Source organism: Brevundimonas sp. Soil_N_31, assembly GCF_057655995.1.
In genome coordinates, this window is record NZ_JBDGLE010000007.1 from 58513 (window position 1) to 76592 (window position 18080).

Here is an 18080-nt window from a genome sequence, read left to right on the forward strand (position 1 = left end):
GGTTTCCGGGCGAGGCGCCTGGCCGGCGAACCGGAAACGCACACTTATTCGGAGAAAGATCATGTTCGGCATCGGCGGCGGCGGCTTCAACATCGGCAGCCTCATCAGCCAGGCGGCCCTGGCGGTCGCGACGGGCGGCACATCGGCGCTGGTTCAGGCGGCTCTGACCCAGGTTGTGTCGTCCATCGGCCAGCAGGTTCTGCAGCAGGTCGGTCAGGCTCTGGGCCTTCCGCAGTCGGTGATCGATCTGTCGATCGGCGCTTTCGCGGCGGCGACCGGCAATACGGGCGGAGCCTTCCAGAGCATCGGTGAATCCGCCGCGGGTCTGGCTCAGGCTACGGGCGGCGGCGCCTTCGAAGCCGGCGGCATAGAGCGTCAAATGAACGACATCGTTCAGGATCTGGTCGACAAGACGCTGGAGAAGGCCCGCACCGGCGGCCGCGATGAAGAAGGCAACGCCATCCCTGGCGGCCTGAACGGCAAGAGCTTCATGCTGCGTCTGGCCTTGGCGCTGGGCAGCGTCCTGGACGCCAAGATGGAGCGCATGGCCGAGATCGGCGAGAAGATCGATGCCGAAAGCCAGAAGAAGAAGCCCAAGATGGGCAGCCTGTCCGCCGAAATGACGGCTGTCGGCAAGGAGTTGGACTTCGTGTCCCAGGCGCTGAACAACGCGCTGAAGTCGATCGGCGAATCCGCTTCGACCCTGGCTCGCAAGCAAGGCTAGGACTGAACGGGCTGATTTGTGGAACGGCGGGCGAAACCATCGCCCGCCGTTGTGCTTTTGAGGAATGAGCGTTTTTGCAGTGGAGAGGCGGAGATGAGCGGCAAGCAGGTGTTTCTGGCGGGAGCGGTCGCAGCGGCGCTGCTCTGCGCGTCTCAGACACAGGCCCAGGACTACGCCTTCCAGGGCTTCGCGACGGCGGATGCCATGAACCAGATGCACGCCGCCATGCGCGACAACATGATGGAGTCGTCGTCTGATGCTCGCTCTCCGTCGCGAGGCGGGGTCGCTGCGGGCGCGGCGGCATCGGAACGTCGCGCCGCCGCGACGGGCCGCACAACCTATCAGTCGTCGCCGGCGGTCACGCAGCGCGTCAAGCGCCAGTTCGCGGACTTCGTGCGTTCGACGGGCGGGGACGGCCCGGGGATTGCGGCGGCGATGGACCAGCAGGATTTCTTCGCCCGTTGGGGGCGACACGTCGCACAATACGGCCTGCGGCGCGGCGACGTCGCGGACGCTATGACCGCCTACTGGATGCTGAACTGGCAGATCGCCAACGACGTGCGAACTGTGAGCAGGTCTCAGGTTCAGGGCGTACAGGCTCAGGTTCGAAACATCATGGGCAGCAATCCTGCGTTCAGCGGACTCAACAACGCCCAGAAGCAGGAAATGGCTGAGGTATTGATCCTGAATTTCATCGCCCAGAGCGTCGCTTATGAGGACGCTATGCGGGACAATGATGTGGCGATGCAGCGTCGTCTGCAGAATGCGGCGACGACGCGGTTCCGTAATGAGATGAACGTGGATCTGCGCCAATTGCGGTTGGGCGGCAGCGGGTTTACGGCCGCCTCTTGAAAGGGGCAGGGCGAAAGCCCGGAGGCCAATCCCCCGTCTGAAGTTTCGCATGATTCGTCATCTTCGGGCTTTCTTGCCTATGGGGCGGCTGGATTGGCGACAGGAGCTTTGTTCGTTGCGGCGATCTGGGCCGTGATGCGTCGGCGACGTCAGGGTTAGGGGTCTTGCTGTGAAGTATTTGGTGATCATGGCCGCAATGGCTTATGCGGCGACAAGCGCGCCGATGGCTCGCGCCCAGGACTATGTTTTTCAGGGCTTCGCGACGGCTGACGCGATGAACCAGATGCACGCCGCCATACGTGACAACATGATGGAGCCGCCTTCCCAGGCGCGCGCGCCGTCGCGAGGCGCGGCCGCCGCAAGCGCGACGGCGCCGGAGCGTCGGGCGACGGTTCAGACTACCTATCGTTCCTCGTCGACCGTTTCGACGCGCGTGCGTGCTCAGTTCGCGGAATTCATCGAGCGGACTTCCGGTCGCGAAGCCGCTGAACGGGCGCGTTCGGCATTTCAGGGCGGTGATCCGATCGCCAGCTGGGCGAGCATAGTGCGCCAAGACGGTCTGCGCACTGGTGATCTGGCCGACGCCATGGCGGCCTATTGGATTCTCAACTGGATCATGGCCAATCAGGGCGACAACAACCGAACGCAGGCGCTGGCCGTGCGCGATCAGGTGCGTGGCGTCATTGGCGGATCGCCCGCCGTGGCGCGACTGGGCGATGCCGGGCGCCAGGAGATGGCCGAGGTGCTGATGCTGAACTTCCTAGTGCAACAGGCGACCTATGTGGATGCGATGCAGCGGGGCGATCAGGCGATGATGCGGCGTCTGGGCGATGCGGCTGTTGCGCGGTTCCGTAACGAAATGGGTGTTGATCTGCGTCGACTGCAGTTGACTGACGCGGGCCTGGTGTCCGCCTCTTGAAAGGGGCAGGGCGAAAGCCCGGAGGCCAATCCCCGGTCTGAAATTATGCACGTCTCGTCGTCACCAAGCCTTCCTGCTTATGGGGCGATTGGATTGGTGTTGGTAGGGGTGGCCGCCGCGGCCCTGTGGACGGGATTGCGTTTCAGGCGCCGAAACCGCTGATGAGAACCTCATGGTCTGATCGGCGCTGACCGTGAACGCTTGAAGTTCCGTCAAAAGGGACTGGTCAATCTGGCGTTGCAACGTTAGGCCGGAGGTGAAGCAAGAGGGGGCGTGATCGTGCGTGGTGAAGTTCTGACATTCGATCAGGCGACTGGGATGGGGGCCATCCTGGGCGACGATACGACGCGTTACCTGTTCAACGTCACTCAGGTTCGGACGCCCTTGCCGCTGACGCGCGGCCAGAAGGTCGATTTCGTTCCCATGCCGGATTCGCAGGCGGCCGAGATTTTCGCCTTGCAGTCCTCCACGCCGGCGGCCTGGACATCGCAGGTTGTCAATCGGGGCGGTCAGTTCGACCTGGGGCGCGTGATCCAGCGCACCTTCTCGACCATCCGTGATAACGCCGCGATCTTCTTCGGCGCGGCGGCGATTATGGTGGGTATTCCCAGCACTCTCATGGGAATTGGCCAGACGTCGTTCGTGACCGGCTATTCTCCGACCGGCCTATTGGCCATGGGCGCGGGCTGGGTGTTCTATCTGGTGGGCATGTTCATGCTTCAGGGCATGGTGGTGAAGGCGGCGGTCAACAGTTTCAACGGCAAGGCGACATCCTTCGGCCAGGCGTTCGACGTGGGCGTGAAGATGTTCCTGCCCCTGCTAGGCGTGGCCATCATCGCCGCTCTGGGCGCTGGGTTGGGCTATCTGGCCCTGATCGTGCCGGGCGTGATCATTTCCGTGATGTGGTCGGTCGCATCGTCCGCAGTGGTGGTCGAGAAGAGAGGCGTGTTCGAAAGCTTGCAGCGCAGCCGGGATCTGACGCGCGGCTATCGCTGGAACGTGTTCGGTCTGATGGTCATCTATGTAATTCTTTCGTGGATCATCGGGGCGGCGATCGGCGCGCTCGGACTGGCCACCGGAGGCAGCTTCCTGGACGGCAGCCCGAACCTTTGGGTCAACGTGGTCTCGGGCGTGCTGGTCAATATCCTGTCGTCCGTGGTCGCTTCGGCCGGCGTGGCGGCGCTCTATTACGAACTGCGGACCGTCAAGGAAGGAGCCGGGCCTGAGGCTCTGGCCGCCGTCTTCGACTGACCAGGACGGATCAGGCGGGGTCAGACGTCGTGCTTGTCCCGGCGTCGCACGCCCATCAGCAGCTTCTGTTCCAGTCGGCCTCGCAGGGCGGCGTAGTAGGCGCTGAGGAAGTCGCGATCCGTCTGATGCTGATCGCGAGCCCATCCGATCTTGGTCATGATGCGGTCGGCTACGGCGCGCATGGTCTTGCGCTCTCCGGTGCGAAGGACGGACTCCAGGACGTGCAACTCCTTGGCTCCATATGCATCCAGTTGAGCCAGGGTGAAGTCGTGGCCCGCCATCCGCTCGGACCTGTCGTCAGCCATGTCGCGGGTCAGTTTACGGCGCGGTGTACGCACCACCCAGGTGCCGCCGACCAGGTCGCCCAGGCGCAGCCGATCCCGGTTGAACAGGGGGAAGAAGACGAAGATCGCCGCCCAGACGAAGGCCAGAAGATACATCCAGCTATCGACCCCGCCCTGGCCCGCCTGGGTCACCAGCAAGGACAGCGGCAGGAAGACCTCCAGCTCGCGCATGGCGTTGCGCGCGAACACCGATTCCGCCCGCAGACGTCCGCCGTCGCGTGAGGCGACGCGCAGCCCCATCACCCGCTTGCCGGGCGTGGCGGCTGCGGCCGACAGTTCGAAGGCGGTGAAGTAGAAGTTTCTGAGCAGGAAGAAGACCACCAGCCATAGCACGGCGATCAGTTCTGCGCCCGCTCGTCCGGCGGCGCCGATGGCGCCGACGCCGGTGAAGATCAGGGCCAGGGTGAAGGCGATCAGCACCCCCATGATGATCCCGGCGTCCAGCAGGAAGGCCGCCGCTCGCTGTCCGGCGTCGCCGATGTTCAGCCTCAGGTCCACGCCCTCGGGCGTGACGAAGGGGCGTTCGGTCTTGTCGACTTTTACGACCTCAGCGGACACGGGGGATCTCCCGTCTTGGGCCATAGAAGTAGAGCCCCCAGATCAATGCTGTTAGGCTCGCCACGGCGTAGCGCAGACCGGTGTCGGCGATCAGCTGCCGCCCGAAACCCTCCAGAAGCCCAGCCAGCAGCAGCATGACGACGACCCCGCCCATGACGACGCCGGCGGTCCGCCCGGCCTGGACGGCGGCGTCCAGGCGATGGGCCCGGCCGGGGAAGGCGACGGCCCAGCCGATCCTCAGACCCGCGGCGCCGGCCAGGATGACGGCGAACAACTCCGTCACCCCGTGAATCAACAGCCAGCCGCCCAGTTCGAAGCCCAGGCCTCGGCTGGCGAACAGGGCGAAGAAGGCGCCCAGTGTCGCTCCGTTGTAGAGGATCAGCAATCCGGTCGGAAGGCACAGGGCGAATCCCAGAGCGAAGGCCAGCAAGGCGACCTGGGCGTTGTGGGTGAACAGGAAGGCCGCAAACACCGACAGGCCGTCGGCGTTATCCGTCCCGTCCAGGGTGGCGCGCAGGGTGGCGGTCGATGCGCCCGGATCGCGCCCGCCGGCCAGATCGCCCGGCACGAAGGCGTAGAACCATTCGGGATCGTGCATGACCAACCAGCCGCCGACGACGGCGCCCAGCAGCATCAGGGCGGCGGACACCAGGGTCTCGCGCCACAAGCCCTTCACCGAGGCGGGCCAATCATGGCGGAAGAAGGCGGTCATGCGGTCTCGCAACGTCGCTCGCGACCCATAGACGAAGAAGTAGGCCCGCGCCGACAGCGTCTCCAGATAGTCGATCAGCCCCTGATCCAGCGAGGTCTCGCGCGCCACCGACAGGGCCGACAGGGTCGAGCGGTACAGCACCGGCACGGCCAGGATCTCTTCATCAGTCAGTTTGGATGCCGAACCCTTTTCGGCCTTGTCCATCAACCGCTCCAGGCGGCGCCAGTCCTCTTCACGGGCCTGGCGGAAGCGTTGGCTTTTCAGCAGGGGGGCGTCAGTCACAGCAGATCCCTCCGCTTCAGGTCCAGATAGGCGTTGACCGCCTCGGGCCCGACCTGATCGGCGGGGGCGTCGACGATGTGGGCGCCCATGCGGCGCAGGCGGCTGATGACCGTTTCGCGCTCGCGCAGCAGGCTGGCGGCGACGACAGCGCGCGACACCTCCTCGGCCGTTTCCGGCGCGGCGGCGGCCAGGGCCTCCAACTCCTCGTCGCGCAGGACGACGAACAGCACCAGATGGCGTTTCAGCAACCGGCCCAGAGACTCGATCATCAGCTCGGCGGCGGTGGAATCGGTGAAGTCCGTGAAAACCACGATCAGGGATCGGCGCTGGAGCTGTCCTGACAGGGTGGCCAGGGCCAGGGTGTAGTTGGTCTCGTGCGTCGAATAATCGACGCGGCCGGCGACCGTCTGCAGGGTTCGGAAGGCGTTCATGCCGCCGACGGCGCCGGTCGATAGGCGCGGGCGGGAATCGAAGGCGAACAGGCCCGCTCGATCGCCCGAACGTAGGCAGGCGTAGGACAGCAGCAGGGCCGCGTGAATGAAACGGTCGACACGCGGCATGCCGCCGACCGGCTCGCAGGCGGCGCGTCCGCAGTCCAGGGCCATGATGACGTTGTGGTTGCGCTCGGTGCGGAACTCCTTGGCCAGCAGGGCGGCGTGGCGGGCCGACTGTTTCCAGTCGATGGCGCGCCGATCCATGCCGGGTTGATAGTCGCGCAGGGCTTGGAATTCGGCGCCTTCGCCGATGTCCAGCTGGGCCTTGGCCCCGAACAGGGCGTCGCGAGCGAACAGGCGCACCGCCTGATCACGCACCCACTGCAGGTCGGTCAGCACCGGCGCCGACAGATCCAGGCGGAACGTCTTCTGCTTCCAGGCCAGACCCATCGGTCCGCGCCAGCGCACCCAAAGCTCATGCAGCGCCGCGTCGCCGCGTCGTTCGGGCGTGAAGGGGAAGGCGAGGGAGGCGACATGGCCACGCACCGCGGCCTGACGCGGGGTGTCGTCCACGCCCAGTTTGGCCTCGCCCGACAGGGCGGCTTCGACCTGATGCGGCGCGCGGCTCGAGGCGGCGAAGCGCACCGTCAACCCGGCCAGACCCGGCCGCCCGACGGCGGCGCGCACCGGCTCGGGCGAGTCAAGCGTCAGGCTAGAACGCGAGCCGCTCAGCAGGGCGTCCAGCGCGAACAGCAGCAGCACGCCGGCGATCCAGACCGGACCGGTCAGCCAGCCGACGGGCGTCAGCACGCCCGCCAGCAGGGCGACGGGCGCCCCCGCCGCCAGGACCGTCACCGCACGTCGGGTCGGATAGATCACCGGGGCGCCGCCACCTGATCCACCAGGCCGGCCAGCACCTGCTCGACGCGACGGCCTTCGATCTCGGCTGCAGGCGACAGCACCAGACGGTGACGCAGGGCCGGGATCGCCAGTTCCTTCACGTCATCGGGAATGACGTAGTCGCGACCGTCCAGGGCGGCGCGGGCGCGGGCGGCGACGGCCAGCATGGCCCCGGCGCGCGGCGAGGCGCCCGTCTCCACATCGGCGGAATCGCGCGTGGCCCGCACCAGGGCGGCGATATAGCCGACGACCTCGTCCGTCAGCCGCACCTGAGCCACGGCGTCCACGGCGGCGGCGATGGCGGCGCTTTCGGCCACGGTTTCGACGCCCAGGGCGACGGGGTCCATCTGGCCTGTGCGCGACCCGTGGGCGGCGATGATGGCGCGCTCCTGCTCCAGATCGGGATAGTCGAGGACGTGCTTGAACAGGAAGCGATCCAACTGCGCCTCGGGCAGCGGATAGGTGCCCTGCTGCTCGATCGGGTTCTGGGTGGCGACCACGGTGAAACGCGGGCTCAGCGCATGGGTCTGGCCGTCGATGGTGATGCGGCGTTCCTGCATGGCTTCCAGCAGGGCGGCCTGGGTCTTGGGCGGGGTGCGGTTGATCTCGTCCGCCAGCAGCAGCTCGCAGAAGATCGGCCCGCGCGTCAGGGTGAAGCTGGACGTCTGGAAGTTGAACAAGTTCGACCCCAAGATGTCGCCCGGCATCAGGTCGGGCGTGAACTGGATGCGGCCGTAGTCCAGCCCGACCGAGCGGGCGTAGCTTTGCGCCAGCAGGGTCTTGGCGGTGCCGGGCGGTCCTTCCAGCAGGACGTGGCCGCCTGCAAACAGGGCGGTCAGCAGCAGATCAACGGCGCCGTCCTGGCCTACCACGGCCTTGGCGATCTCGGCGCGGATGCGCTCGGCGATCGTCTTCACCTCATTGACGTGCACGGGTCAGCTCCTGGTTCCAGCGATAGAGGGCGACGGCGACCCGCATCAGGTCGCCTGGGGTCTTGGCCGCCCGAGCCTGATCAGCCAGGGCGGAATAGGTCGAGTGCGCGCCAGTGGTCCGGCTGACACGGTCGAGGAAGGCGTCCAGTTCGGACTCGCTCAGGCGACGCGGGGCGCCGATGGCGCGGGCGACGGCGGCGCGGGTCAACAGGGCGTAGGGCGCGGCCATGTGGTGCTCGCGCCGGGCCAGCCGCACCAGCCCCGCCGTATTGTCGGCCAGTCCGCGTTTGCCCAGGGCGATGGCGCGGCCGCTCTCGCGCGCCGGGCCGAAACGCACCACGGCCTGGTAGCCCGCAAAGGCCGCCAGCGCCGCCAGCACCAGCGTCATACCCAGCAGCGGCGGCTCCAGCATCAACCGCAACAGGCTGCGCGTGCGCTGCATCCCATGCAATGTCAGGTCGAATACGACCGGCGCGTCCTCCGCCCGTACGACGTCCAGCAGGGCGACGGCCGTGCGTGCGCCATTCAGCGTCTTCAGCCCGTGGGTGCTGAGCAGGTCGGCGTCGGCCAGCACATAGACTCGCGTGGTCGCGTGTCTGGCCAGAACGGGGCGATCCTGATCGTCCGTCACGACAGGAACCCAGTCAGGGCCGGACAGGGTCTTCAGCGCATCGACATCCACTGGCGCGCCGAGGGGCGTGCCGTCAGGGCGTTTCAAGGCAACGGTCACGCGGCCGTCGCGCGATTGCAAACGGGCGCCCTGACGCAAGTGTTCGCTCAGCGGCGCAAGTGAGGTCTGGGCAGGCAGCAAGCCCATTGTGCGAACCCATCCAGGGTGCTTGGGGTCGGGCGTCGCGTTCCACTTGGGCAGGACGATCAGAGTCGCGCCGGCATGGTTGATGTCGTCGATCTGCTCGGGTTGGGTGCTCGGTGTTGGCGTCAGGACCAGCAAGCTTTCGTCCGAGGACGGCGTCAGGCGGCCTCGGCTCATCGTCACCGGCACGCCGAGGTTTCGCAGCAGGACCGGCATGGCGCCGAAGCCGGTCGAGCTGCGAGACAGGGCGTGGCCGCCGCCGTCATCGCCGGATTTCAGTTCGGGCGCATAGGCCGATAGTACGCCTAGCCCGGCCAGGGCGACGACGCTGACCAGCAGCACGCTGATGATGACGACGGGTGAAAAGGCGTTTCCGGCCGCCTTGGCGGAACGGCTCATGCGCGCCAGCCTTCGGGCAGGGCGAAGGCCTCATAAGCCTGACGACAGTCGGCGAAGTCCTGGGCGCCCACGGCGGCCCCGCCGAACAGGCTGCGCTCCACCACCTTGCCGATTCGCTCGAAAGCAGGCCGCGCCGCATCGGGCAGGGCCTTCAGCCGAGCGATCTCGCGCGAGGTCAGCGACACGCGCAGGGCGCGCGGCTGGCGCTTCTCGATGTCCTGAACGCTGCGCAGTAGCAGCAGGTGCGCGGCGTCGGCGTATTGACCGCGTGCAGCCAGGGCGTCGGCCTCGGCCAACAGGTCGCGCGCCGCCTGAGCGTCGGGCCGCCAGTCAGTCTCAATCGGGACAACCGGCTTGACGGGCTTGGCGGCGGGTCTCCGCAGCCGCAGGATTTCGCGTACGATGGCGTAAAGGATCAGCCCCGCCAGCAGAGCCAGCCCGATCCAGAACACCCACTTCAGAACAGGCGCCAGGAACTCTAGGGCTTCACCGATCCAGCGTAGCCAGCCGGGCGTAGGCGGGGGGTCGAAATTGGCGCGATCGAACTGAAGCGATGAATCCTTCAGCAACGCGGCATGGGCCTGGGCGACCTTTTCGCCAGAAGCCGAAGCCTCCCCCTGCATCCCAACGTTCCTCGAACCCATGGCTCATGCCATAGAGGCGGAAAAGCTCAAGTCAACTGCGGATGGCTGCCCAGGGCTGAGGTTTCAACCTGTACGCATGACCCAGGCTCGCAGTCGGTCGACCTGCTTCTGTAGACGGCGGGCGATGTGTTCGGCCTGACTGAGAGGCGTGAAGGGCGTGGCCTGTGCGTCCTCCTGCCTAATCCCGACCTAAGCGCGGCCTTATGCGCGCCTTATGCGGCGACCGGCTTTCCGCATGGCCCCTTTACGCCCGTCAGAGGTCTTCTCCGGTTTTCAGTTGAGCTGGAGGTGTCGGCATGGCCGATGTGATTTTCGTGGTGATCGGCGTTGGAGCCTTCGTGGCCTTCGCCGCCCTCGCCATTGTGTTGAGGAGGTTGTGACCGTGTGGCTGAACGTCCTTTGGGGCGTCGGCGCCCTGGTCATCGCCGGCTATATGGTCGCGGCCTTGCTGCGGCCCGAGCGGTTCTGAGCGGAGCCGCCTCAAGATGAATATTCAAGGATGGGCGGAAATCGCCCTGACCCTCGGTTTGGCCGTCATGCTCGGCTGGCCGATCGGGGTCTATATGTCGCGTGTCTGGAACGGCGAACGCACTTGGCTGGACCCGGTGATGAAGCCGGTCGAAGGCCTGTTCTATCGCGCCGCCGGGGTGGATCCGACGCGCAGCCAGGGCTGGCTGGGCTATGTCGGCGCTCTGCTGGCCTTCAACCTGGCGGGCTTCCTGCTGCTCTACGGCCTGCTGCGACTGCAGGGCGCCCTGCCGATGAACCCGCAGGGGTTTGACGGTCTCAGCCCGCACCTGGCCTTCAACACCGCCGTCAGCTTCGTCACCAACACCAACTGGCAGAGCTATGGCGGCGAAACGACCGTCTCGACCTTCACCCAGATGGTCGGCCTGACGGTGCAGAACTTCGTCTCGGCGGCCACGGGCGCGACGATCGCGGCGGCGCTGGCCCGCGCCTTCATCGCCAATCGCGGCGAGGGGTTGGGCAATTTCTGGGCCGACCTGACGCGCACCAGCCTCTATGTCCTGCTGCCCATCGCCTTCATCGTGGCCGTGGTGCTGGCTGGGCTGGGCGTGGTGCAGTCGCTGGCGTCTTCGGCCCAGGCGACGACGCTGGAGGGCGGTCAGCAGACCATCAGCCTGTTCCCGACCGCCAGCCAACTGGCGATCAAGCAGTTGGGCATCAACGGCGGCGGCGTGTTCAACGTCAACTCGGCCCACCCGCTGGAGAACCCCACGCCGCTGACCACCTTGATCACGGCGGTCTGCATCAATGTGATGGGCTGGGCGGCCTTCTTCGCCTTCGGCCGCAGCGTCCTAGCCAAGAAGGACGTGCGCGCCCTGGTGGTCGCTGCGGTCCTGTTGCTGGGCGCGGCGGGTTCGGCCCTTTACGTTATCGAAAGCCAACCTGCGCCCGCTCTGGTCGCGGCCGGTGTCGATGCATCCGCCGGAAACATGGAGGGCAAGGAGGTCCGCTTCGGCGTGCCGTCGTCCGTCGCCTGGGCGGCCCAGACGACGGGCGCCTCGAACGGCTCGGTCAACTCCATGCACGCCAGCTACATGCCGCTGGGCGGGGCGGTGACGATGTTCCTGATGCAACTGGGCGAGATCCTGCCCGGCGGGATCGGGTCGGGGATCGCGGTCATGGTTCTGATGGCCATGCTGGCGGTCTTCGTGGCGGGCCTGATGGTCGGTCGCACGCCGGAATATCTGGGCAAGAAGATCGAGGCGCGAGAGATCCAGTTCGCCATGCTGGCGGTCCTGGTCGTGCCCCTGTCGGTGCTGGGCTTCTCAGCCGTCGCCGCCGTCGTGCCCGAAGCCCTGACCGGTCTGCTGAACAAGGGGCCGCACGGTCTGTCCGAGATTCTCTATGCCTATACCTCGGCGACGGGGAACAACGGCTCGGCCTTTGCGGGTCTGACCGCCAACGCTCCCTGGTGGAACACCACCCTGGGTCTGGCCATGCTGCTAGGCCGGTTCGTGCCCGCCGTCGCGGTTCTGGCCGTAGCCGGGGCGCTGGTCGCCAAGCCCCGCCTGGCGCCCTCGGTCGGCACCCTTCCCACGCACGGTCCGCTGTTCATCGGCCTGTTGATCGGGGTGATCCTGATCCTCGGCGGCCTGCAGTTCTTCCCCGCACTCTCCCTGGGACCGATCGTGGAGCATTTCGACATGCTCCAGGTCACGGCCCGGTTCTGATCGGATATCCGTCATGACCCAAGTCACGCTCGATCCGTCGAGCTCCCCATCCAACCAAAGAGTGTATGCTGCGCCCATCGCGGGCGGGCTGACCGGGGCCATGCTCGGCCGGGCGCTCGGCGACGCCGTCGTCAAGCTGAACCCGACCAAGCTTCTCAACAACCCGGTGATCTTCGCCACCTGGATCGTCGCGGCCCTGGCCACCGTTTCGGCGGTCGCCGCCGTGGCGACGGGACAGGCGGCGGGCTTCGCCGTTCAACTGGCCCTGTGGCTGTGGGCCACGGTGCTGTTCGCCAACGTGGCGGAAAGCATTGCCGAGGGGCGCGGCAAGGCGGCGGCCGACAGCCTTCGCGCCTCTCGCGTCACCACCAAGGCCAAGCTGATCGTCGATCCCAAGACCGGCATGGTCGTTCCGACCCCGGCGCATGAGCTGGAGATCGGCGCCGTCGTTCTGGTCGAGGCCGGGGACGTCATCCCCTCGGACGGCGAGATCGTCGAAGGCGTCGCCTCGGTCAACGAAGCCGCCATCACCGGCGAAAGCGCGCCCGTCATCCGCGAAAGCGGCGGCGACCGCTCGGCCGTCACGGGCGGCACCACGGTCGTCTCCGACTGGATCAAGGTGCGCATCACCTCGGCCCCCGGCGCGACCTTCCTCGACCGCATGATCGCCATGGTCGAGGGCGCGGACCGTCGCAAGACGCCGAATGAACTGGCCCTGTCGGTCCTGCTGGCCGGCCTGAGCCTGATCTTCCTGATCGCGGTCGCGGCCCTGCTGGGTCTGGGCGCCTATTCGGGCATCAAGCTGGACCCCATCGTCCTGGGCGCGCTCTTCATCACTCTGATCCCCACGACCATCGGGGGGCTGCTGTCCGCCGTCGGCATCGCCGGCATGGACCGGTTGCTGAAGGTGAACGTTCTGGCCACTTCAGGCCGCGCGGTGGAGGCGGCAGGCGACGTCGACACCCTGTTGCTCGACAAGACCGGCACCATCACCTTCGGCAACCGCATGGCGACCGAGGTCATCCCCGCGCCCGGCGTTCGCCCCGAGGCGGCGATGCGTGCGGCGGTCATGGCTTCCCTGGCCGATGAGACGCCGGAAGGCCGCTCCATCGTTGAGCTGGGGCGCAACGCCGGCGTGACGGGCGACATGCCCGCCGGAGCCAAGACCATTCCGTTCACCGCCGTGACCCGCCAGTCGGGCCTCGAAGCTGACGGCCAGTCGTGGCGCAAGGGGGCGGTCGACGCCGTGCTGAAATCCCTGGGCGTCGCCGAAAGCGCCGCGCCCGCCGAGTTCCGCGCCGCCGTGGACCGCATCGCCCGCTCGGGCGGCACGCCCCTGGCGGTGGTCGAGAACGACGTCCTGGTCGGCGTCATCCACCTGAAGGACGTGGTCAAGCCGGGGGTGAAGGCGCGCTTCGCCGATCTGCGCCGCATGGGCCTGCGCACTGTCATGATCACCGGCGACAACCCGGTGACGGCGGCGGCCATCGCCTCTGAAGCCGGGGTCGACGACTTCCTGTCCGAGGCTACGCCCGAGGACAAGATGCGCCTGATCAAGGCGGAACAGGCCAAGGGGCGTCTGGTCGCCATGTGCGGCGACGGGGCCAACGATGCGCCCGCTCTGGCTCAAGCCGACGTCGGCGTGGCCATGCAGACCGGCGCCCAGGCCGCGCGCGAGGCGGGCAATATGGTCGATCTGGACTCAGACCCGACCAAGGTCATCGAGATCGTCGAGGTCGGCAAGCAACTGCTGATCACGCGCGGCGCCCTGACCACCTTCTCGATCGCCAACGACGTGGCCAAGTATTTCGCCATCATCCCGGCGATGTTCGTGGTCGGCCTGCCGTCGCTGGCGGCGCTGAACGTGATGAAGCTGTCCAGCCCGGAAAGCGCCATCCTGTCGGCGGTCATCTTCAACGCCTTGGTCATCGTCGCCCTGATCCCGCTGGCGCTGCGCGGGGTGAAATACCGCGCCGTGGGGGCGGGCAAGCTGCTGGGCCGCAACCTGCTGATCTACGGACTGGGCGGCCTGATCGCGCCCTTCGCCGGCATCAAGCTCATCGACATCGTCATCTCCGCCCTCGGCCTGGCCTGAAGCCGACCCTGAGGCGCAAGGAAAACCATCATGCGTAATCGCAAGAAACTCGACGGTTCGGACCTCAACAACGCCCTGGTGGGCGGAGCCTGTCTGGTCGCCGTCATCACCCTGGGTCTGTGCACGGCGCCCACGGACGCCAAGGCTCAGAACGTGGCCCTCAACGCCGCCGTCGCCACCGACTACGTCTTCCGGGGCGTCAGCCAGAATGAAGGCGATCCGGCGATCTCGGCCGGGGTGGATGCGACGCAAGGCGTCTTCTACGCTGGAGCCTGGGCCGGGAATGTCTCCTTCGCCGGAGACGCCGACACCGACGCCGAGATCGACCTCTATGCGGGCGTTCGCCCTGCGTTCGGCGGTTTTGACTGGGACTTCGGCGTGGTCAGCTACTTCTACGCCGGCCAGCCGAACGGCGCAGACTATGACTATGTCGAGCTGAAGGCCGCCGCTTCGCGCGCGGTCGGCCCGGCGACGCTGGGCGCGGCGATCTACTATTCGCCGGACTTCTTCGGCGCGTCCGAGGACGAGGCGACCTATGCCGAGATCAATGCGGCGATCAGCCCGGCCGACAAATGGACGCTCTCGGCGGCGTTGGGGCGTCAGTGGGTGTCGTCGGACTTCGACTACACGACCTGGAACCTGGGCGCGGCCTATCAGCTGACGGAGCGGCTGGGCCTGGACGTCCGCTATTTCGACACTGACGAGCACGGCTTCGGCTCCGCCTATGACAGCCGCGTCGTCGCCAGCCTGAAGGCGAACTTCTGATGTTGAATCATATTCGCCCGGCGATCGTCATGATCGCCCTGTTCACCGGCGTTCTGGGCGTCGGCTATCCGTTGGCCGTGACGGGCGTAGCCCAGGCGGCCTTTTCGGATCAGGCGAACGGCAGCCTGGTTCGCGACAAGGAAGGGCAGGTGGTCGGCTCAGCCCTGGTCGGCCAGGCGTTCGCTGCGCCCGGCTATCTGCACTCCCGGCCGTCGGCGGCGGGCGATGGCTATGACGCCGCCGCCTCGTCCGGCTCCAACCTCGGCCCGTTGAACCCCGATCTGATCGCGCGGGTGAAGACGGACGCCGATGCCTTGCAAAGCGAGACGGGTGCAAGGGCCATCCCCGCTGACGCCGTGACGGCCTCTGCGTCGGGTCTCGACCCGCATATCTCTCCGGCCTACGCTGAGCTTCAGGCCGCCCGCATCGCCAAGGCGCGCGGCGTAGGGGAGGCGCAGGTGCGTGAAGTGATCCGACAGCATGTCGAGGACCGCACGTTCGGCGTACTGGGTCAGCCGCGGGTCAATGTGCTGCTGACCAATCAGGCGCTGGACGCTCGCCTCGGCCTTCTGACGACCGAGGGCGGATGACGTCGCCGATTCTCTCTACGGATCAGGCCCCGGCCGCCCCGCGCAAGCGTGGGCGGCTGAAGGTCTTTCTGGGCATGTCGCCAGGCGTCGGCAAGACCTATGAGATGCTGCGCGCCGCCCGGAGACGAAAGGCCGAGGGCGAGGACGTCGTCGTCGGCGTGGTCGAGACCCACGGCCGCAAGGAGACGATGAGCCTGCTGCGCGGGCTGGAAGTCATGGCCCGCAGGCCCATCGCCTATCGCGAACGGACTCTGCTGGAGTTCGACATCGACGCGGCCATCGCGCGCCGTCCGGACCTGCTGCTGGTCGACGAATACGCCCACTCCAACGCGCCCGGTTCGCGCCATCCGAAGCGGTGGCAGGACGTGGAGGAGATCCTGGAGGCCGGGATCGACGTCTGGACCACATTGAACGTCCAGCATCTGGAAAGCCTGTCGGACGTGGTGCTGCGCATCACGGGCGTCCGCCAACGCGAGAGCGTGCCCGACAGCGCCCTGTCGCGCGCCGACGACATCGAACTGGTGGACATCACCCCCGAGGAGCTGCGCAAGCGTCTGGCTGAGGGCAAGGTCTATGTGCCCGAGACGGCGCGGCTGGCCTCGGACAACTTCTTCAAGGTCGAGAACCTGACGGCCCTGCGCGAACTGGCGCTGCGCCGCGCAGCCCAGACGGTGGACGATCAGCTGACCGCCCGTCTGCGCGAACAGGGGGCGGCCGGGCCGTGGGCGGCGGGCGAGCGCATCCTGGTCCTGGTGGCCGGCGACGCCATGGCCGGCCCTCTGGTACGGACAGGGCGGCGCATGTCCGACATGATGATGGACGCGCCCTGGACCGTGGCTCATGTCGACCGGCCGTCTGGCGCGCGCCACGGCGTCGGCTCGGCGGGCAAGTTGTCTGATGCGCTGAAACTGGCCGAGCAGTTGGGCGGTCGTACAGTGGTTCTCAGCGGCGACGACGTAGTGCGTGCGGTGATGGATCACGCGCACAACAATCACGTCACCCAGATCGTTCTGGCCAAGGGCCGAGACAGCCGCCTGTCGGAGTGGTTGGGCCGTTCGCTGGCCGGAGAACTGTTGCGCCAGGCGCGCGGCGTCGCCATCCATGTCGTCACCGACGAGATCGAGCCGCCGCCCAAATCGCCGAAAGAGGCTCGCCTGAACCTGGCTGGAGGGTGGCGTGGCTACGCCGTCGGCGCGGCTTGCGTGGTCGCCGCCACGGGACTGGCCCTCTTGCTGGACCGGACGTTTGAACGGGTGGACCTGGGCGTCATCTATCTGACGGCGGTTCTGGCGGCGGGCGCGCTCTATGGGCTGCGGCCCGCCCTGGCGGCGGCGACCGTCGCCTTCCTGACCTACAACTTCCTGTTCCTGCAACCGAAGTTCAGTTTCGCCATCGGGTCGCCGACGGACGTGCTGACCCTGATCGTCTTCTGGGGCGTGGCCCTGACGACTGGCGCCTTGGCGGGGCGGGTGCGAGAGCAGGCCAGGGCGGCTCAACGTCGCGCCTCGGCGGTGTCCGCCCTTCTGGCCGCCAGTCAGCGTCTGACCGGGATCGGTGATCGGAACGAGGCGGCGCGCATCTTGGCCGAACAGACGGCGGCCGCCGCAGGGACCGGGGCGGTCGTCCTGCTGCCCGTTGACGGCGAACTGATCCTGACCGCCGGAGCGCCCGGCAAGCCCGAACTGGACGCCGAAGCCATGGCCGCCGCGCGCTGGGCCTGGGAAAAAGGCGAACCCGCCGGCCACGGCACCGGTACCCTGCCTCAGGCGCGCTGGACCTTCCGGCTTCTGCAAGGCGTGCGCGACCGGGCGGGCGTGGCGGGAATCGAGGCCGCCGCCCTGTCGCCGGGTTCTGACGAAGAGAAGCTGGCCCTGGCCCTGCTGGATCAGGGCGCGGTGGCGGTCGAGCGCGCCGACCTGGCCGGCCAGGCGGTCGAGACCGAGACCCTGCGCCGTACCGACCGTTTCCGGGGCGCGCTGATGAACTCGGTCAGCCATGACTTGCGGACGCCGCTATCGACCGTACTGGGCGCCTCGACCACCCTGATCGACCTAGGCGACAAGCTGACGCCCGCCGTACGCGCCGATCTGTTGTTGTCGATCCGCGAGGAGGCCGAGCGTCTCAGCCGCTATGTCGGCGACCTCTTGGACATGACCCGTCTGGAGGGCGGCGGCCTGAACATCCGCGCCGACTGGGTTGATGTGCGCGACGTGCTGAACGCGGCGGGCAAGCGGGTGGCGCGGCGTCTGGGGCAGCGCAGGATGACCCGCGACTTCCCGGCCCAGCTCAGTCTGGTCATGGTCGATCAGGGGTTGCTGGAACAGGCGCTCGTGAACATCCTGGAAAACGCCATCGCCTACAGCCCCGACGGCTCGACGGTCGAACTGGCCGCCTATGAGGACCGGGGCGCAGTCGTGATCTCCATCGAGGACGAGGGCAAGGGCATCCCGACCGCCGAGCTGGAACGGGTCTTCGACAAGTTCCGCCGCATGGAGGAGCCGTCAGACCGAACCAAGGGCGCTGGTCTGGGTCTGGCCATCGCCAAGGGTTTCGTCGAGGCCATGAACGGCCGCATCGCCGCCGCCAGCCCCATTCAGGACGGAAAAGGCACTCGTATCCTGATCAGCCTGCCCAAGGCCGTCGTCACTCACCCGAGCCTGCTCTAGA

At 67.2% G+C, this 18080-nt stretch carries 16 protein-coding genes; 10 read left to right on the forward strand and 6 right to left on the reverse strand.

Annotated elements, in window-relative coordinates:
• Positions 1–61 precede the first annotated feature (61 nt).
• The 4 genes from AC3A3G_RS12430 (at position 62) to AC3A3G_RS12445 (ending at position 3746) form a co-directional block, all read left to right on the forward strand.
• Positions 62–724 carry a hypothetical protein gene (locus AC3A3G_RS12430; RefSeq protein WP_200166505.1) on the forward strand — a complete coding sequence of 221 codons (663 nt, stop codon included), beginning with the start codon at positions 62–64 and terminating at the stop codon, positions 722–724.
• A 93-nt stretch (positions 725–817) separates the two neighbouring features.
• On the forward strand, positions 818–1576 hold the full coding sequence (locus tag AC3A3G_RS12435) for a DUF6683 family protein (protein ID WP_200216103.1): 759 nt from the start codon (positions 818–820) through the stop codon (positions 1574–1576).
• Between the two features lie 169 nt (positions 1577–1745).
• Positions 1746–2495 carry a DUF6683 family protein gene (locus AC3A3G_RS12440; RefSeq protein ID WP_325135752.1) on the forward strand — a complete coding sequence of 250 codons (750 nt, stop codon included), beginning with the start codon at positions 1746–1748 and terminating at the stop codon, positions 2493–2495.
• A gap of 318 nt (positions 2496–2813) precedes the next feature.
• Positions 2814–3746, forward strand: a complete 933-nt coding sequence (locus tag AC3A3G_RS12445; protein WP_200166511.1) for a DUF7847 domain-containing protein — start codon at positions 2814–2816, stop codon at positions 3744–3746.
• A 20-nt stretch (positions 3747–3766) separates the two neighbouring features.
• Here the strand turns inward: AC3A3G_RS12445 and AC3A3G_RS12450 are convergent, their stop codons facing one another.
• Genes AC3A3G_RS12450 through AC3A3G_RS12475 form a run of 6 tightly spaced genes read right to left on the reverse strand, consistent with a single transcriptional unit; the run spans position 3767 to position 9744 of the window.
• The gene (locus tag AC3A3G_RS12450) at positions 3767–4648 is read right to left on the reverse strand and encodes an RDD family protein (protein ID WP_243637672.1); all 882 of its coding nucleotides are present in this window, start codon (positions 4646–4648) and stop codon (positions 3767–3769) included.
• Positions 4638–5642 (reverse strand): stage II sporulation protein M, encoded by a 1005-nt coding sequence (locus tag AC3A3G_RS12455; RefSeq protein WP_289648039.1) that lies wholly within the window; start codon positions 5640–5642, stop codon positions 4638–4640. Before AC3A3G_RS12455 ends, AC3A3G_RS12450 begins: the two co-directional genes overlap by 11 nt.
• Positions 5639–6955: a DUF58 domain-containing protein gene (locus AC3A3G_RS12460; protein WP_368924773.1), complete on the reverse strand. Its 1317-nt coding sequence runs from the start codon at positions 6953–6955 to the stop codon at positions 5639–5641. Before AC3A3G_RS12460 ends, AC3A3G_RS12455 begins: the two co-directional genes overlap by 4 nt.
• Positions 6952–7908 (reverse strand): AAA family ATPase, encoded by a 957-nt coding sequence (locus tag AC3A3G_RS12465; protein WP_487488322.1) that lies wholly within the window; start codon positions 7906–7908, stop codon positions 6952–6954. The genes AC3A3G_RS12460 and AC3A3G_RS12465 overlap by 4 nt, the downstream gene beginning before the upstream one ends.
• The gene (locus tag AC3A3G_RS12470; RefSeq protein WP_368924774.1) at positions 7895–9121 is read right to left on the reverse strand and encodes a DUF4350 domain-containing protein; all 1227 of its coding nucleotides are present in this window, start codon (positions 9119–9121) and stop codon (positions 7895–7897) included. Before AC3A3G_RS12470 ends, AC3A3G_RS12465 begins: the two co-directional genes overlap by 14 nt.
• Entirely contained in the window at positions 9118–9744 is a 627-nt protein-coding gene (locus AC3A3G_RS12475) for a DUF4129 domain-containing protein (RefSeq protein ID WP_200166517.1), read from the reverse strand. Before AC3A3G_RS12475 ends, AC3A3G_RS12470 begins: the two co-directional genes overlap by 4 nt.
• A 397-nt stretch (positions 9745–10141) precedes the next feature.
• Here AC3A3G_RS12475 and AC3A3G_RS12480 point away from each other — a divergent pair, with 397 nt between their 5' ends.
• The 6 genes from AC3A3G_RS12480 to AC3A3G_RS12505 all read left to right on the forward strand — a co-directional run bounded on the left by AC3A3G_RS12480 (position 10142) and on the right by AC3A3G_RS12505 (position 18079).
• Entirely contained in the window at positions 10142–10234 is a 93-nt protein-coding gene (locus AC3A3G_RS12480) for a potassium-transporting ATPase subunit F (RefSeq protein ID WP_157677928.1), read from the forward strand.
• A gap of 16 nt (positions 10235–10250) precedes the next feature.
• A complete protein-coding gene (gene kdpA / locus AC3A3G_RS12485) occupies positions 10251–11963 on the forward strand; it encodes a potassium-transporting ATPase subunit KdpA (protein ID WP_487488323.1) in 1713 nt (570 codons plus the stop codon).
• 100 nt (positions 11964–12063) lie between these two features.
• A complete protein-coding gene (kdpB, locus tag AC3A3G_RS12490) occupies positions 12064–14058 on the forward strand; it encodes a potassium-transporting ATPase subunit KdpB (RefSeq protein ID WP_487488392.1) in 1995 nt (664 codons plus the stop codon).
• A 30-nt stretch (positions 14059–14088) separates the two neighbouring features.
• Positions 14089–14823, forward strand: coding sequence for a TorF family putative porin (locus AC3A3G_RS12495; protein ID WP_487488324.1), 735 nt, complete (start codon positions 14089–14091; stop codon positions 14821–14823).
• A complete protein-coding gene (gene kdpC, locus AC3A3G_RS12500; protein WP_200166525.1) occupies positions 14823–15413 on the forward strand; it encodes a potassium-transporting ATPase subunit KdpC in 591 nt (196 codons plus the stop codon). The genes AC3A3G_RS12495 and kdpC overlap by 1 nt, the downstream gene beginning before the upstream one ends.
• Positions 15410–18079: a DUF4118 domain-containing protein gene (locus tag AC3A3G_RS12505; protein ID WP_487488325.1), complete on the forward strand. Its 2670-nt coding sequence runs from the start codon at positions 15410–15412 to the stop codon at positions 18077–18079. The genes kdpC and AC3A3G_RS12505 overlap by 4 nt, the downstream gene beginning before the upstream one ends.
• Position 18080: the final 1 nt, after the last annotated feature.

Excerpts from the sequence above, each read along its gene's own strand:
- AC3A3G_RS12475 (WP_200166517.1), bottom strand. The coding sequence starts at position 9,744 with ATGCAGGGGGAGGCTTCGGCTTCTGGCGAAAAGGTCGCCCAGGCCCAT.
- AC3A3G_RS12495 (WP_487488324.1), top strand. The coding sequence starts at position 14,089 with ATGCGTAATCGCAAGAAACTCGACGGTTCGGACCTCAACAACGCCCTG.
- AC3A3G_RS12470 (WP_368924774.1), bottom strand. The coding sequence starts at position 9,121 with ATGAGCCGTTCCGCCAAGGCGGCCGGAAACGCCTTTTCACCCGTCGTC.
- kdpC (WP_200166525.1), top strand. The coding sequence starts at position 14,823 with ATGTTGAATCATATTCGCCCGGCGATCGTCATGATCGCCCTGTTCACC.
- kdpB (WP_487488392.1), top strand. The coding sequence starts at position 12,064 with ATGCTCGGCCGGGCGCTCGGCGACGCCGTCGTCAAGCTGAACCCGACC.
- AC3A3G_RS12445 (WP_200166511.1), top strand. The coding sequence starts at position 2,814 with ATGGGGGCCATCCTGGGCGACGATACGACGCGTTACCTGTTCAACGTC.
- AC3A3G_RS12435 (WP_200216103.1), top strand. The coding sequence starts at position 818 with ATGAGCGGCAAGCAGGTGTTTCTGGCGGGAGCGGTCGCAGCGGCGCTG.
- AC3A3G_RS12430 (WP_200166505.1), top strand. The coding sequence starts at position 62 with ATGTTCGGCATCGGCGGCGGCGGCTTCAACATCGGCAGCCTCATCAGC.
- AC3A3G_RS12505 (WP_487488325.1), top strand. The coding sequence starts at position 15,410 with ATGACGTCGCCGATTCTCTCTACGGATCAGGCCCCGGCCGCCCCGCGC.
- kdpA (WP_487488323.1), top strand. The coding sequence starts at position 10,251 with ATGAATATTCAAGGATGGGCGGAAATCGCCCTGACCCTCGGTTTGGCC.